This window comes from Microbacterium sp. 18062 (assembly GCF_902706225.1).
Classification (GTDB): Bacteria; Actinomycetota; Actinomycetes; order Actinomycetales; family Microbacteriaceae; genus Microbacterium.
The window spans coordinates 38,616-53,751 of the sequence record NZ_CACSKB010000013.1 but is presented as its reverse complement, the minus strand read 5'-3'; the positions used below and the strand labels follow the sequence as shown (position 1 = coordinate 53,751).

12 protein-coding genes are annotated in these 15,136 nt (G+C 66.0%); 11 read left to right on the top strand and 1 reads right to left on the bottom strand.

What is annotated here, in order from left to right; translation table 11 throughout:
* The first annotated feature begins 157 nt into the window (after positions 1-157).
* The 4 genes from cofG to GVL03_RS22275 all read left to right on the top strand — a co-directional run bounded on the left by cofG (position 158) and on the right by GVL03_RS22275 (position 5,429).
* On the top strand, positions 158-2,446 hold the full coding sequence (gene cofG, locus GVL03_RS06895; protein ID WP_235038056.1) for a 7,8-didemethyl-8-hydroxy-5-deazariboflavin synthase CofG: 2,289 nt from the start codon (positions 158-160) through the stop codon (positions 2,444-2,446).
* Positions 2,443-4,029, top strand: a complete 1,587-nt coding sequence (locus GVL03_RS06890; protein WP_235038055.1) for an NAD(P)/FAD-dependent oxidoreductase — start codon at positions 2,443-2,445, stop codon at positions 4,027-4,029. Before cofG ends, GVL03_RS06890 begins: the two co-directional genes overlap by 4 nt.
* Complete coding sequence (gene fgd, locus GVL03_RS06885) at positions 4,026-5,039, top strand: glucose-6-phosphate dehydrogenase (coenzyme-F420) (protein WP_159500246.1); 1,014 nt, start codon at positions 4,026-4,028, stop codon at positions 5,037-5,039. Before GVL03_RS06890 ends, fgd begins: the two co-directional genes overlap by 4 nt.
* 153 nt (positions 5,040-5,192) lie before the next feature.
* Complete coding sequence (locus GVL03_RS22275) at positions 5,193-5,429, top strand: hypothetical protein (protein WP_235038054.1); 237 nt, start codon at positions 5,193-5,195, stop codon at positions 5,427-5,429.
* Positions 5,430-5,590: 161 nt separating this feature from the next.
* Here GVL03_RS22275 and GVL03_RS06875 read toward each other — a convergent pair whose 3' ends face one another.
* A complete protein-coding gene (locus GVL03_RS06875) occupies positions 5,591-6,838 on the bottom strand; it encodes a M20 family metallo-hydrolase (protein ID WP_235038053.1) in 1,248 nt (415 codons plus the stop codon).
* Between the two features lie 380 nt (positions 6,839-7,218).
* Between GVL03_RS06875 and GVL03_RS06870 the strand changes: the two genes are divergently transcribed.
* The 7 genes from GVL03_RS06870 to GVL03_RS06840 all read left to right on the top strand — a co-directional run bounded on the left by GVL03_RS06870 (position 7,219) and on the right by GVL03_RS06840 (position 15,135).
* Positions 7,219-8,151 carry an ABC transporter substrate-binding protein gene (locus tag GVL03_RS06870; protein WP_159500245.1) on the top strand — a complete coding sequence of 311 codons (933 nt, stop codon included), beginning with the start codon at positions 7,219-7,221 and terminating at the stop codon, positions 8,149-8,151.
* Between the two features lie 161 nt (positions 8,152-8,312).
* Positions 8,313-9,155, top strand: coding sequence for an amino acid ABC transporter permease (locus GVL03_RS06865; protein WP_235038052.1), 843 nt, complete (start codon positions 8,313-8,315; stop codon positions 9,153-9,155).
* Positions 9,152-9,937 carry an amino acid ABC transporter ATP-binding protein gene (locus GVL03_RS06860; RefSeq protein WP_306770317.1) on the top strand — a complete coding sequence of 262 codons (786 nt, stop codon included), beginning with the start codon at positions 9,152-9,154 and terminating at the stop codon, positions 9,935-9,937. Before GVL03_RS06865 ends, GVL03_RS06860 begins: the two co-directional genes overlap by 4 nt.
* A 233-nt stretch (positions 9,938-10,170) precedes the next feature.
* Positions 10,171-10,941: a transcriptional regulator gene (locus GVL03_RS06855; RefSeq protein WP_159500243.1), complete on the top strand. Its 771-nt coding sequence runs from the start codon at positions 10,171-10,173 to the stop codon at positions 10,939-10,941.
* Between the two features lie 64 nt (positions 10,942-11,005).
* Positions 11,006-12,136 carry an aminotransferase class V-fold PLP-dependent enzyme gene (locus tag GVL03_RS06850; protein WP_159500242.1) on the top strand — a complete coding sequence of 377 codons (1,131 nt, stop codon included), beginning with the start codon at positions 11,006-11,008 and terminating at the stop codon, positions 12,134-12,136.
* Between the two features lie 130 nt (positions 12,137-12,266).
* The gene (locus GVL03_RS06845; protein ID WP_159500241.1) at positions 12,267-13,094 is read left to right on the top strand and encodes an aldo/keto reductase; all 828 of its coding nucleotides are present in this window, start codon (positions 12,267-12,269) and stop codon (positions 13,092-13,094) included.
* A gap of 1,012 nt (positions 13,095-14,106) precedes the next feature.
* Positions 14,107-15,135, top strand: coding sequence for an ABC transporter permease (locus tag GVL03_RS06840; RefSeq protein ID WP_159500240.1), 1,029 nt, complete (start codon positions 14,107-14,109; stop codon positions 15,133-15,135).
* Position 15,136 lies beyond the last annotated feature (1 nt).

The following is a 15,136-nucleotide window of genomic DNA, read 5'->3' as shown; positions in this document are numbered from 1 at the left end:
CTGACTATCGATGTACGAGAGATCGATGACCATTATCGAGCCGCCACGCTCGTCGATGTCGGAACGAGAAGCGCTCCGTGAGGCACTGCGACTCGCTGAGACAGGCGAACGACTTGACGTCGCACAAACCGAGATGCTCCTTGGCGGGGCCCCTGCCATGCTCAAGGAAGTACTCGCGTCGGCGTCGCGGGTGCGTGACGCGGGGCTGGAGGCATCCGGTCGGCCCGGGGTGATCACCTACTCCCGCAAGGTGTTCGTGCCGCTCACGACGCTGTGCCGCGACCGCTGTCACTACTGCATCTTCGTCGACACGCCCGGCCAGCTCCTCAAGAAGCACAAGCCCGTCTACATGACCGGCGACCAGGTGCTCGCGGTCGCCCGGCAGGGTCAGGCGATGGGCTGCAAAGAGGCGCTGCTCACCCTCGGCGACCGCCCCGAGGACCGCTGGCCCGAGGCGCGTACGTGGCTCGACGAGCACGGCTACGCCTCGACCCTCGACTACGTCCAGGCGATGGCGCGGCTGATCACCGACGAGACCGGGATGCTCGCGCACGCCAACCCCGGCGTCATGTCACTCGATGAGCTGGCGGCGATGCGGCCGGTCGCCCCGTCGATGGGGATGATGCTCGAGACGACCTCGCGACGGCTGTTCGAGGAGCCCGGCCAGGTGCACCACGGCTCGCCCGACAAGGACCCGGCGGTGCGCCTGGCCGTGATCGAGGACGCCGGCCGGGCACGGGTGCCGTTCACGACCGGCATCCTCGTCGGCATCGGCGAGACGCTGCGCGACCGCGCCGAGTCGCGCGTCGCGCTGCGCGACGCGCACGCCCGGCACGGTCACGTGCAGGAGGTCATCGTGCAGAACTTCCGCGCGAAGCCCCGCACGGCGATGGCGGGGGCCGCGGATGCCGCGCTCCTCGAGTACGTCGCCGCCGTCGCGGTGACCCGCATCGTGATGGGGCCGCGGATGCGCGTCCAGGTGCCGCCGAACCTCTCCGACCCGTCCGAGTTCGAGCTGCTGGTGCGCGCCGGGGCCGACGACTGGGGCGGCGTGTCGCCGCTGACCGCCGACCACGTCAACCCGGAGCGGCCGTGGCCGCACATCGACGAGCTCGCCGAGCGCACCGCGTCGCTCGGCTTCGCACTGCGCGAGCGGCTGACCGCGCAGCCGGAGTACGTGATCGACCGCGACCGCTGGATCGACCCGGTGCTGCACGGCGCCGTCGCCGCGCTCGCCGAGCCCGCCACGGGCCTGGCCGCCGCATCCCCCGCACCCCGTGCCACGGTCGATCCGGCCGGGGCGACGGAGCGCGCCGGTTCCGGAACACGGCCCGCGGGAGGACGTGTGCGGTCGACGGGGCGCCCGGGGCGCAGGCTCGTCGAGCATGCGCCGAGTGACCCGCTGAGCCTCGACGACGCCGAGTGGGCGACGCTCCTGGAATCCACCGGCGACGATCTCGACACGCTCGTCCAGGCCGCCGACGACGTGCGCCGCTACACCGTGGGCGAGGCGGTGAGCCTCGTCGTGAACCGCAACCTCACCTCCACGGGGCTTCGCAGCGTTCGCGGCGACGACCCGGCGACGTTCACGCTCGCCGACGCGGGCGACATCGCCGCCGACGCGTGGGAGCTGGGCGCGACCGAGCTGTGCGTGCAGGGGATGCTGCCCGCCGGCGAGGACCCGGAAGGCTACCTGCGGATCGCCCGCGCCGTGAAGGCCGCGGCCGGCCGCAGCCACCTGCACGCCTACCGCCCGCAGGACGTCTGGGATCTCGCCGACCGCGGCGGGCTCGGGCTCGACGGCGCGCTCGCGGCGCTGCGCGCCGCGGGCGTGGACACCGTACCGGGCACCGGGGTCAAGGTGCTGAGCGAGCGGGTGCGCGCACGCGTGGCCCCCGGCGACCTGGAGATCGACCGCTGGGTCGAGGGCATCGCCGCCGCGCACCGGGCGGGGTTCCGCTCGACGTCGGTGCTTTTCTACGGGCACGTCGAGACGACCGGCGAGCGCATCGCGCACCTGAGACGGCTGCGCGCGATCCAGGATGCCGCGACCGCCGCGGGAGCCGGGGGCGGGTTCAGCGAGTTCGTGCCGATCCCGCTGCCGGGCCATGGCGTGCCGCTCGTGGCCGGCCGCGGGGACCTCGACGAGCACCGGGCGATGGTCGCCGTCTCCCGGCTGCTGGTGTCGGGCAGCATCCCTCACATCCAGATCCCGTGGACCCGGTACGGCCGCGAGGTCGCGGCCGAGCTGCTGCGTGCGGGCGGCGACGACCTCGGCGGCACGCTCCTCGACGGCCGCGTGCGGCCCGAGGCGGGCATCGAGCACGGCCAGGAGCTTCCGCTGCACGACGCCGCACGCATCGCGCAGCGCCTGTTCCGCCCGTTCCGCCAGCGCACCACCGACTACCGCGAGCCGCCGGCCGACCGCAAGGCGGCGGTGCGGTGACCAAGGCTCAGGAACGCACGCCCGAGCGCGTCGAGGTCGCGATCGTCGGCGCCGGATTCGCGGGGCTGGCGATGGCGATGGCGTTGCGGCGCGCCGGCCGCGAGTCCTTCACGATCATCGAGCGAGGCTCCTCGGTCGGCGGCACCTGGCGCGACAACACCTACCCCGGCGTCGCGTGCGACGTGCCGAGCCATCTCTACGGCTTCGCCGACCACCCGCATCCGGGATGGTCGGGACTGTATGCACGAGGGTCCGAGATCCACGACTACCTCCGCGGTATCGTCATCGCCGAACGGCTGGCACCCCATCTGCGCCTGGGCACGCCGATGCAGTCGGCGCGCTGGGATGCCGCAGCCGCCCTGTGGCGCGTCGAGACCGGCGGATCCGAGCCCGGCGTGATCGAGGCGGATGCTCTCGTGCTGGCGTGCGGCCGGCTCACCGAGCCTGCGATCCCCGACCTGCCTGGCCTCGCGGGCTTTCCCGGACCCGTGTTCCACTCGGCGAGGTGGGACCACGACGCGCCCCTCGAGGGTGCGCGCGTCGCCGTCGTCGGCACGGGCGCCTCGGCCGTGCAGCTCGTGCCGGAGCTGGCGCGCACGGCCGGCCGTGTGACGCTCTTCCAGCGCACCCCCGCCTGGATCGTGCCCCGCGACGAGCGCTCGTACACCGACGCCGAGCGCGCGCGGTTCGCCCGGCATCCCGACGAGCTCGCGGCCCTGCGCGCCGAGCTGTACGCGGAGGGGGAGGCCCGGTTCGCCTCGCGGTCGGGCGATGCGCGGGCCGCCGCCGAGGCCGAGGCGTCCGCCCTCGCCCACCTGCGCTCGCAGGTCGCCGACCCGGTGCTGCGCGACGCGCTCACCCCCCGTTACGCGTTCGGCTGCAAGCGGGTGCTGCTCTCCGACGACTTCTACCCGGCGGTGGCCTCCGACCGGGTCGCGCTGGAGGCGTCCGCCCTGGTCGCCGTCCAGGGACACACGCTCGTCGCCGCGAGCGGCGCCCGGTACGAGGCCGACGCGCTGGTGCTCGCGACCGGGTTCGCCTCGTCGCGCCAGCCCTACGCCGACCTGGTGCGCGGCGAGTGCGGCCAGACCCTCGCCGCCCACTGGAGCGGCGGCATGACCTCGTTCGCGTCCACGGTCGTCTCGGGGTTCCCGAACCTCTTCGTGCTCAACGGCCCCAACGCCTCGCTCGGCCACAACTCCTCGGTGCTCATGGCGGAAGAGCAGGCCGGCTACGTCTCGCGCGCGCTCGGCCGGCGATCCGCCCTCGGCGGGGTGCTGCGCGTGCGCTCCGAGACAGAGCGCGCCTACAGCGCCGAGATCGACAGCGCCGCCGCCGCGACGCCCAGGGTCGCCGGCGGATGCCGCAACTGGTACGTCGACGAGCGCTCCGGACGCCTCACCCTGCTGTGGCCCGGCACCGTCGACGCGTTCCGCGCGATGCTCGCCGCCACCGACGGCTCCGAGTTCCTGCGGGCAGGCGACGCCACGCGCGAGCACGGCGACGACCCGACCGATCCGACGACCGATCCGACCGAGGATGCCGACATCCTCTCCGACCCCGCACCGATGGGAGCACCATGACGATCCCCCTGCGCCTGGGATACAAGGCATCCGCAGAGCAGTTCGACCCGGCCGAGCTCGCCGACCTCGCCGTGCTCGCCGAGGACGTCGGCTTCGACTCGGTGTTCATCTCCGACCACTTCCAGCCGTGGATGCACGAGGGCGGCCACGCCCCCGCCGCCCTCCCCTGGCTCGGCGCGGTCGGCGCCCGCACGTCCCGCGTGCTGCTGGGCACCTCGGTGCTCACCCCGACGTTCCGGTACCATCCGGCCGTCGTCGCGCAGGCGTTCGCGACGCTCGGTGTGATGTTCCCCGGCCGGGTGATCCTCGGTGTGGGCACCGGAGAGGCGCTGAACGAGGTGACGCTCGGACTCGACTGGCCGGACCCCCCGGAGCGCTTCCAGCGCCTCAAAGAGGCCATCACCCTGATCGAGAGGCTGTGGGCGGGCGAGCGCGTCACCTACGAGGGCACCTTCTGGCAGGTGACGGATGCCACCGTCTACGACCGGCCGACCACGCCCGTGCCGATCTACATCGGCGCCGCCGGGCCCGCCGCCACCCGGCTGGCAGGCCGCATCGCCGACGGCTTCATCACGACCAGCGGCAAAGACCCGTCGCTCTACAGCGACACGCTGCTGCCTGCGCTGTACGAGGGGCTCGAGAAGGCCGGCCGCGCCGACGACGCGATCGACACGCTCATCGAGGTGAAGGTATCGCTCGCGCCGACGCGGGAGGAGGCGCTGCAGAAGACGCGCTTCTGGGCGCCGCTCGCCCTCTCGCCCGAGGAGAAGATGGGCATCCACGACCCCATCGAGATGCAGCGTCGCGCCGCCGAGCTGCCGATCGAGCGCGCCGCCTCGCGGTTCATCGTCGGGGTTGACCCCGACGAGCACGTCGAGCAGATCTCCCGCTACGTCGACCTCGGGTTCCGTCACCTCGTGTTCCACGACCCCGGCTTCGATCAGGCCGGGTTCTTGCGCCTCTACGGTGAAGAGGTGCTGCCGCGGCTGCGCGCGCGGTTCGGCGCGTGACCGAGACCGCTGCCGACGACGCACGACTCCGCCGATCCGCCGCTGCGGATGCCGTGTCTGCGAGTCGTGCCCCCGGAACAGAGGAGTCGCGCACGGGCTGGGTCGTCGTCATCCCGGTCAAGCCCGCGGCGGTCGGCAAGTCGCGGCTTCGCCGTGCCGGGCATCTCGCGGGTGCCGCTGGCACGCGCGATCGCGCTCGACACGATCTCTGCCGCCGCCGCTTGCACGGACGTCGCGCGCGTCGCCGTCGTGACCGGTGATACAGAGATCGCGACGACATTCGTGGGCGACCTGCGGGTTTCGGTCGTTCCTGACGGCGCGTACCGGCGTGACATGGAACAGCGCGTTCGGGCCGGATTCCTTTGCACGCCATCTCGCGCGCGCGTGTGAACTGCTCGATATCGCCGCAGAATCCTCACTGCGGCGTGATGTCGACACTGCTGATCAGCTGGCCGCAGCGTCGCGCCTCGGCCCACGCACCGCGGCGCTCCTTATCGCTTCATCTCGCTCTCATTCAACTGCGGTGGCAGCTGAATGAGAGTGAAGCGGGCTCAGTCGAGTTCGCCATTCGCGACGCCGGCGACGACCTTCTCGAAGACGTTCAAGCCGGCGAGCAGGTCTGCCTCGGTCGACAACTCGCGTTCGTTGTGCGAGAGACCGCCGATACTCGGGATGAACACCAGGATCGTAGGTGCGATGTCCTTGACATGGGTGGCATCGTGGCCGGCGAGTGTCTTCACGCGGGTACCCGGCAAGTTGAGGTCCGCTGCGGCGGATTCGACGAGGCTCACACCCTTCTCGATGAAATCGGAGGCATCCCAGACGACCCCGTCGGGGAACTCGATCGTGGTGCGCGTCTTCGCTTCGATTTCTGCGACGCGCTTCCTCAGCAAGGCGAGCGCCTGGTCCAGGACCTCGGTCGACTCCGCCCGCATGTCCATACCCATCCGCACCTCGCGCGCAATCGTCACTGGCGAGTTCGGTTCGACGTGAAGTTCCGCGACAGTAGTGTGCAGACTCTCCACTGGGAAGTGCTCGATCAGCTCGTTGACGGCGGCGACGAAGTACGCAGCGCCCAAGAGCGCATCCTGGCGGTCGGCCATCCTCATGGAACCGGTGTGGCCTTGCTCTCCCTTGACTAGGACGTCGTACTTGTATGCGCTCCAGGTCGCGTGTACCGCACCGATGGTGTGACCGGACTCCGCCATCGACGGGCCCTGTTCGATGTGTATCTCGGCATACCCCGCCAAGACGGGCGCTTCGAAGTCTCCAACGCCGCCGATTGCGGCGAGGGCTTCGCGCACTGAAACGCCACGTGGGTCGGTGGAGTCCAGGGCGGCCTCGAGTGAGACCTTGCCCGTCACCACTGCCGAACCCATGAGCCCCGGCTTGAATCGGCTGCCTTCCTCGTTGAACCAGTCCACCACCGCGATGTTGTACTTCGGAGCGGTGGAGGCAACGCGGTGAGCGTCCACAACCCGTCGTGCCGCGTGAAGCGCCGCGAGAACACCGTAGGCGCCGTCGTACTTGCCACCGTAGGGCTGGCTGTCCAAATGCGAACCGAACAGCACATACGGGGCTCCCGGAGTGAGTTCGGCGAGGCCATAGACGTTTCCGATCGCGTCCCGTCGCACCACGAATCCAGACTCGGCGAGGAGCCCGGCGAACCAGTCGGTGAGCTCACCGTGTGCTGCTGTCCCCGCTTCGCGATGTACTCCGCCGCGTTCCGTGGCGCCGAACGACGACATCGTCCAGAAATCAGTGAGGAACAACTGGTCTTGTTCAGCGGACATGTCCATACCCACTCATCATGCTGCTCAATGTATGTACTCCAGATTTCACAGACGTTTCGGGTGGCCTGTCGAACTTCGATAGGGCGCCCGGCGACGGGCCATACCCGAGGCTCACGCGCGGACGAGGAAGCCTTGGTCACATCACCTGGCTGGGTGCCGTAACGAACTGTTAACAACTTGTAACAAGCCGGTGACGGAAGTGACGCAAAGAGTCAACAAACTGTTGATTATCATGAGGGGGATGGCAGTCCTTTGCCATTATCAATCGCATACTGCGACTTTGTGTTGAGATACTCAACTGTGGGTGGCAGGAACAATCACGAATCACTCCCGTATCAGCCCCGCGTTGCGTCAGCGCCGCCCGAGACTCCCCAGGAGAGTCCGTCATGTCCCGTGTCACCGCAATCTCGAAGTTCGTTGTCACCGCGACCGCCGCGGTGTCCCTGATCGCGCTGACGGGATGTGCGTCGGATGACGGCGATACGCCTGCTCTCTCTGACTCGTCTTCGTCGACATCGGCCGTGAACCAAGAGGCGCGAGCCTTGCTGCCGGACGAGATCAGCGATCGCGGCACCCTCGTGGTTGCCAGCTCGCTGAGCTACCCGCCATTCGAGTACACAACGACGGACGGTGTGAACGAGGGCTTCGACATCGATCTGGTCGCGGCTCTGAGCGATGCCCTCGGCCTCGAGGTCGATCTGCAGAAGATTCCGTTCGAGGGACAGATCACGGGGCTGACCAACAGTCGCTTTGACCTCGCCATGGCGACGTTCACGATCACTCCGGAAAGGCTTGAGCAGGTGAACTTCGTCCAGTTCCTCAGCGCAGGAACTGTGGTGTCCGTACTCAAAGGAAGCGACGTCGGGATTGACGGCGTTTCCTCGCTGTGCGGTCACACCGTCGGAGTGCAGACCGGCAGCGCAGCCGAGGTGCAGGTGCAGACCTTGAACGACGAGTGCGTGGAGGGCGGTGAGTCGGAAATCGTCGTCTCGACTTTCCCCGACCAGTCATCGCTTGTGCAGGCGGTGCTCAACGGGCGTGTGGAAGCCAGGCTCGACGACTCCACCACGACCGCGTACATCAATGAGCAGGTCGATGGTCAACTCGAGGACATCGGCGAGGCCTACGCCACGTCGCCCACCGGATTCGCGATCGCCAAGGACAACGATGGCCTTCTCGCTGCCACTCGGGTGGCTCTGCAGGGTCTCATCGATGACGGCACGTACAGCCAACTCGCCGAGGAATGGGGACAGAGCAAGAACACCGTCACCGAGGCGACCGTCTTCACCGATCCGGCGGACGTGATCGCCGGCAGCTAGCCGCCTCAGCGATACCCGGACCAACTCCAAGGAATCACATGTCAACTTCTACGTCGCACCCCATCTTGGGCGGGGACGGTCATGCGAACGTGGAAACTCCTGCGTCGCAACTGCGCACCAAAGCGCCGAGGCGCCCAGGAAGGTGGGTAGCCAGCGTTCTCGTGCTGTTCCTCGCGTTGCTCCTGGTGCAGTTCCTCGTCACCAGTGAGAACTTCGAATGGGACGTGGTCGGGCAGTACTTGTTCTTCCCACGGATCCTGCAGGGCTTGTGGACGACTATCTGGCTGACCGTCGTCTGTATGGTTATCGCCGTCGTCCTCGGCACGCTGGTGGCCGTAGCGAGGATGTCGCCGAACCCGATACTCAGCGTTCCCAGTGCGATCTACGTGTGGTTCTTTCGTGGCACTCCCGTGCTGGTGCAGCTGATCTTCTGGTTCAACCTTTCGTCCCTGATACCGGAGATAACCATCGCGCTGCCTTTCGGGGGGCCGGTCCTTTTCAGTGAGTCCACTAACGCGCTGATCACGCCGCTGATGGCGGCCATCCTCGGGCTCGGGCTGAACGAAGCGGCATACATGTCCGAGATCGTACGCGGCGGCATCCTCGGAGTGGACCAGGGTCAAAGTGAGGCGGCGACGGCTCTCGGAATGCCCAAGAGGAGGATCCTCCAACGGATCGTCTTGCCCCAGGCCATGCGGCTGATTATCCCGCCCTCGAGCAATGAGTTCATCAACCTGCTCAAGACGACGTCGCTGGTCAGCGTGATCACGTTATCGGAGCTGCTGTACTCGGCTCAGTCAATCTACTCGCAGAGCTTCCAGATCATTCCGCTGCTGGTCGTTGCCAGCATCTGGTACCTGGTCGTAGTCAGTGTTCTTTCCTTCGGGCAACGGTTCCTCGAACAGCGGTTCAGCCGCGGAAGCAGTCGGTCGGCGCCCGTCTCTCTCTGGGCGCGATTCAGCCGCAACCTGATGCTCAGACGACCTCGAGGAGCAGCGTCATGACCCAGACGGGAATGGCCGGACAGCCGATGATCAACGCCGAGAACGTCCACAAGAGCTACGGGAATCTGCAGGTTCTCAAAGGTGTCAGCTTGGAGATCTCACGAGGCGAAGTCGTCTGCCTGATCGGACCATCCGGCTCAGGAAAGACGACGATGCTCCGATGCATGAACCACCTGGAGAAGATCGACTCAGGTGCGATCTTCGTCGATGGTGAACTGCTCGGCTATCGCCGGGAGAAGACGTTTCTGCGAGAGATGCGCGACAAGGACGTCTGCCGTCAGCGCGCTGACATAGGAATGGTGTTTCAGCACTTCAACCTCTTCCCCCACATGACCGTCCTGCAGAACATCATCGAGGCTCCAACCGGCGTCAGATCAGTGAAGGCGTCGGTCGCGAAGGATCGGGCGCGAGAGCTGCTCGATCGAGTCGGGCTTGCCGAGAAGGCATCGGCCTACCCGCGGCAGCTGTCCGGGGGCCAACAGCAGCGCGTTGCCATCGCTAGAGCTCTGGCGATGAACCCCAAGGTGATGCTGTTCGACGAACCCACCTCTGCCCTCGACCCAGAACTGGTCGGGGATGTTCTGAACGTCATGCGCGATCTCGCCGAGCAGGGGATGACGATGGTCGTGGTCACCCATGAGATGGGGTTCGCTCGAGACGTCGCGGACCGCGTCGCGTTCTTCGAAGCTGGAGAGATCCGGGAGTTGGGAACTCCCGCAGACGTGTTCGGCAATGCAAAGTCGCCGCGGACACGCGAGTTCCTGCGTCGGGTCGTGGCCTGACTTCCTCTCAACCAGTGATTCGCGCCACGGAAGGTGAAGGAACCGGCAGCAGGTCGTCCGGTCCCGTGATCAGACCCAGGCCTCAGGGGCGGCGACCGCGCCACGGGGCGCTGCGAGGCCGTCCTTACACTAAGACCATCGAGTGCCGTCCATCCCCTAATTTAGCCGGAGCGAGTAGCTGCTCGAGAACCAATCACCCATGCGCGGTATGCCAGCCGAGAAAGTCGTGATCTATGAGTACGCCCATCGCATCGCCCGACACCACACCGTCGGACCAGCTAACGGTCACGCATGACTCGCAGCCGTTGTCCATGGCCAGCCTGACAACCCTGATCGAGAAGCTGGGCGACGTCCTTCCTCCGTCGACCGAGATCATCCTCCATGACTTCGCCGACATCGATGCCACTGTCGTCGCGGTCGGCGGCGCTCTGACAGACCGTGTCAAGGGCGACCCGCCCACCGACCTGCTGCTCGCCCACTTCGCCGCGGGAGCGACAGAAGACCTCCGCGAGTATGTCAGCCATCTGCCCGACGGGCGCATCGTCAACAGCTCCACCCTGATACTGCGCGCACCGGACGGCAGCCCGGTGGGGGCATTGTGCCTCAACCACGATGTATCGCTCTGGCGGCGAGTGCGTGACATCGCCAATCTCGCCCTGAAGGATGATCCCTCGACCATCGCGACCGCGAGGGGCAGCACCCCAACCACCGAGACCCCCGCCGAAGAGCCAATGTCCCGATCCAGCGTCGAGCATTTCCCCCGGAGCATCGACGAACTTGCACAGCTGCTCATCTCTCGAGCGATCGCTGAAGTGGGCGTCGCCCCGGAGCTAATGCGGAAACACCACAAGGTTCGCGTGGTCGCCACATTGGAAGCTCAGGGGATGTTCATGCTGCGCGACTCCGTGGAAACGGTCGGCAAGGCGCTCGGCGTCACCCGTTTCACGATCTATAACTACCTCAGCGAGCTCGAGCCCAAGAGTACTGCCACCGAGCCCGGGTGACGCCCGCGCGGCAAACGGTCTGCCCCGGTACGATCTATCGCCCCTATCAAATAGCGAGAACGAGATGACTCAGGAATTCGACGGCATACATCGCTCCCTATATCCCGGTACCCAGGAAGCGCCATATCTCGATGCGGCTGCTGTCGGCATCATCTCCTCGGATGTGCGAGAAGCCATACTGCAGATCACCGCGGATCACGAAGCGAACGGAATCGGGGCCTGGATTGCCGGGGCAGATCCCCAGAAAGCCCTCGCGGTCGAACGGCTCGCCGCGCTCGTGAACGGTTCGCGCTCATCGATCGCGCTCACGCAGAACACGAGCACAGGTCTTGCCATCGTTGCCAACGGCATCCAGTGGCGTCATGGCGACAACATTGTCGTTCCAGTCAACGAGTTCCCGTCGAACTTCTACCCATGGACACAGCTTCGTCGTCACGGTGTCGAGATTCGCGAAGTACCCATGGCTGAGGGGCATGCCCTCATCTCCGACTTCGGGAAACTGATCGACGATCGCACCCGGGTGGTTGCCGTCAGCGCAGTGCAGTACTCCTCCGGCTATCGATACGACCTTCGCGCTTTGGGAGACTTCTGTCGTCAGCTCGACGCCCTCCTCGTTGTCGACGGAACTCAGGCCTTGGGTGCGATGACCATCGATGTCCGAGCGTCGCTGATAGATGTCCTCGTCGTCAGTGCCCACAAATGGATGCTCGGACCATTGGGAATCGGGTTCGCGCACTTTTCCGAACGAGCCCTTAACAGCCTCTACCCATCGACCACGGGGTGGCTGAGTGTCGACAGGCCATTCGACTTCGACCACGAGCCCAAGCTGGCGGTGGACGCGCGTCGGTATGAGTCAGGCACCGAGAACGCCGCGGGCATCGTCGGTATCAGCGCCGCGGTCAATCTCGTGCTCAAGGCGGGGCCGGCGGCCATCGAGTCGCACATCCTTCACGCTGGCGCTTACCTGGCAAAGCTTCTTCGCGATCTTGGCTGGAGAGTCCTCAATGACTACGGCGACGAGCACCGGTCCGGGATTCTCATCGCGTCCAGCGGGCGAAACGATGCGGGGTATCATCGTCGACTGCTGGACAACGGAGTGCGCTGCTCGTTGCGCGGCGGAGGAGTGCGTTTCTCGCCACACTACTTCACGTCGTCCTCGGACCTCCACCGGGTGGCGGATGTCGTCGCTGCATGAGGCAGCACTCTGGCATGCTGGGAGAAAGGAGTGGTCGCGGCGGCGGAGTAGCTGAGAGGCGTCCTCTTCTCGAGGAACTCGTGAATGACCCCGTCGATGCTCTGGGTTCGTCGCTGGCTAGGGTGGAGGGATGACGATCCCCACCGTGCAGTTCAACGACGGCAACAGCATCCCCCAACTCGGCTTCGGCGTCTTCAAGGTCGACCCGGCCGGCACCGAGCGCATCGTGCTCGATGCCCTCGAGGCTGGCTACCGCCACATCGACACCGCCGCGTTTTACGACAATGAGGAGGGCGTAGGCGCGGCCATCGCCCGCAGCGGCATCCCGCGCGAGGAGCTGTTCGTCACGACCAAGCTGTGGAACGACCGGCAGAGCGGCGACGAGCCTCTTCGCGCGATCGACGAGAGCCTGGCGAAGCTCGGCCTCGACCACGTCGACCTGTATCTCGTCCACTGGCCGGCCCCGGCCAAGGGCGACTACGTCAATGCGTGGCAGAAGCTCGTCGAGATCCGGGACGCCGGCAAGGCGCGCTCCATCGGCGTTTCGAACTTCCTGCCCGAGCACCTCGCCGCCGTCATCGAGGCCACCGACGTCGTCCCGGCGGTCGACCAGATCGAGCTGCACCCCGCGTATCAGCAGCGCGACGTGACCGACTACGCCGCAGCCCGCGGCATCCGCATCGAGGCGTGGGGCCCGCTCGGGCAGGGCAAGTACCCGCTCTTCGAGGAGGAGCCGGTGGCGGCCGCAGCGCGCGCCCACGGCAAGAGCCCGGCTCAAGTGGTGCTCCGCTGGCATCTGCAGCAGGGGAACATCGTGTTCCCGAAGTCGAACAGCCCCGAGCGCGTCCGCGAGAACCTCGACCTGTTCGATTTCGCCCTCACCGACGCCGAGCAGGCGGCGATCATCTCGCTCGAGCGCGGCGGGCGCGTGTCCGCTCACCCGAACGAGGTGAACTGACCGGGCGGCGGCATACAAGGAGGTCGCCAGAGGCTTCTTCCGCTACTCGCCCCATCGGGACCGGAGCATCGCGCATTGCGAGTGGACGCTGACCGACACACGTGGCGCTGATCGACATCGCCCTCGATGTGCGGAGCGCCAGTTCAGGGCGCTGCCCTCTACGTATCCTCATCGAGTTCTCCCAGCAGCTATTGGGGGAGGCCTCGGTGCAGGAATCGAAGTCGTGGACCGGTGGTGGACGCAGCAAGGGGGTGTGCTGAATGCCGCTCGCGAACGCACCGCCGAGCGTGTCGACGGATACCGGGGAGGGCAGCGGCCCGTCATCAATCCCGGGGCGTGGGTGTATGGATAGGTCAGTCACGTCGTGTACCCGAGAGTGAGACCTGTCTTGTGCATGCTGCGGGTGCCGTCGATCAAGGGCGTGTGTTTGGGTACCCTCACGAAGGATGGGTGCGTCTTGACGCCGCAGTAGGTGCGCGGGGTGATCTTGAAGCCCTGCTTTGCGTAGAACCGTGCGGATCGCCTCGAATCCGGCCCGCCATCTGGCCGACCTCAGCGCGCGGTCTGGCTACACCGTCGGGTGCAACGCCGATGGGCGGCGTGCTTCCAAGCCCGCGGTGGTGGTCGCGGGATGCTCCTCTCGTGTCGAACTCGGCCTGTCTGACGCTGGTACGCAGCCTGTCAGGCGTGGATGGTGCACAAGTCCACGATGCGCTTGGTTGCCTCGGCATTGCATGGTCGATTCCGGTGTGCGATCCAACGTTCGTGGCGCGCCCGCAACCCGAACTACAACTAGCCGTACCTCCGCGGCGCGGCCATGACCCTCCTTCCCCGGGATCGTGAGACCCATCAAACGCTTGGGACGCTGCTACATCGCGGATCCGGAGCTGAGCCCGCCGCTGAACGGTGGGAGTCACGTTACAACCCTCGTTTCTGATCGAAACACCAGTGAAACGAGCAGACCATATCTTGTGAAGAACCGGTTCGCCACTTCGCAAGAACTAGGAAATCTATGCAACTGCTGGGTTTGATCGCGCGACGTTCTGCGTGGGTGATACCAGTTGCTCTCGGTGTAGCAACGCTCACCTTCTTCTTCGCGCGAATCTTCGGTGGCGATCCCATTGGGCAGTATCTGCCGCTGGAGGCATCGGACGACGCGTTGAGGGATGCGATAGCCGCTCGTTATGGACTGGACTTGCCTCTATGGCAGCAGTATTTGAATTTCCTGGCAGGGGTCTTCACCTTTGATCTAGGAGAGTCGATGAGCACGGGACAGCCTGTTCTCAATGACATTCTCAGCCGCTTACCCGCGACCCTGGAACTCGCGATCTTTGGCCTGACTTTCGGGACGATTTTCGGCATCGTCATTGGTGTGATAGCTGCCGTCAGACCAGACGGGATCGTCGATTGGTTCGCTCGCGGGATCGTCATCGGCGGCATGGCGATGCCGTCTTTTGTTACTGGTCTGATCTTGATGCTTGTATTCGCAGTGACGCTTGGTGTTCTCCCGGGACCCGTGGGGCGTCGGTCGGTCGGTTCGGAGCCGCCGCCCCAAGTGACAGGGTTCTACGTCGTCGACAGCCTCCTGGCTGGAAACATGGACATGTTCTGGGATAGCCTCGCGCATCTCGCTCTACCGATTGCCACACTCACGATAGGTGTGATGGCGCCAGTCGCACGTGTGGTCAGAAGCGCGATGGTTGAGTCGCTGCAGTCGGAGTATGTTCGCACGTCGGTGGCTATGGGGCATGGCCAGACGCGAGTTTGGTTCGATCATGCTCTCCGCAACGCACTGCTTCCAACGGTGACGCTCCTTGCTGAGGCATTCAGTTTCACTTTCGGCGGAGCCATCCTGGTAGAGAGCATTTTTGGATGGCCTGGGATTGGCCAGTACACGCTTCAAGTCACGCTGGCGTCGGATTTTCCATCGTTGCAGGGGGTCGTACTCTATGCAGCGTTCCTCACTGTCCTGGCGTATCTCATTGCAGACGTCCTGTACATGCTGATCGACCCGAGAACCAGAACGGCGGTGCGAGTTTGAC

Bases quoted from the DNA above. Each gene is read 5' to 3' on its own strand.
- GVL03_RS06845 (WP_159500241.1), top strand. From the start codon at position 12,267: ATGACGATCCCCACCGTGCAGTTCAACGACGGCAACAGCATCCCCCAA.
- GVL03_RS06850 (WP_159500242.1), top strand. From the start codon at position 11,006: ATGACTCAGGAATTCGACGGCATACATCGCTCCCTATATCCCGGTACC.
- cofG (WP_235038056.1), top strand. From the start codon at position 158: ATGCTCAAGGAAGTACTCGCGTCGGCGTCGCGGGTGCGTGACGCGGGG.
- GVL03_RS06855 (WP_159500243.1), top strand. From the start codon at position 10,171: ATGAGTACGCCCATCGCATCGCCCGACACCACACCGTCGGACCAGCTA.
- GVL03_RS06840 (WP_159500240.1), top strand. From the start codon at position 14,107: ATGCAACTGCTGGGTTTGATCGCGCGACGTTCTGCGTGGGTGATACCA.
- GVL03_RS06875 (WP_235038053.1), bottom strand. From the start codon at position 6,838: ATGGACATGTCCGCTGAACAAGACCAGTTGTTCCTCACTGATTTCTGG.
- GVL03_RS06860 (WP_306770317.1), top strand. From the start codon at position 9,152: ATGACCCAGACGGGAATGGCCGGACAGCCGATGATCAACGCCGAGAAC.
- fgd (WP_159500246.1), top strand. From the start codon at position 4,026: ATGACGATCCCCCTGCGCCTGGGATACAAGGCATCCGCAGAGCAGTTC.
- GVL03_RS06870 (WP_159500245.1), top strand. From the start codon at position 7,219: ATGTCCCGTGTCACCGCAATCTCGAAGTTCGTTGTCACCGCGACCGCC.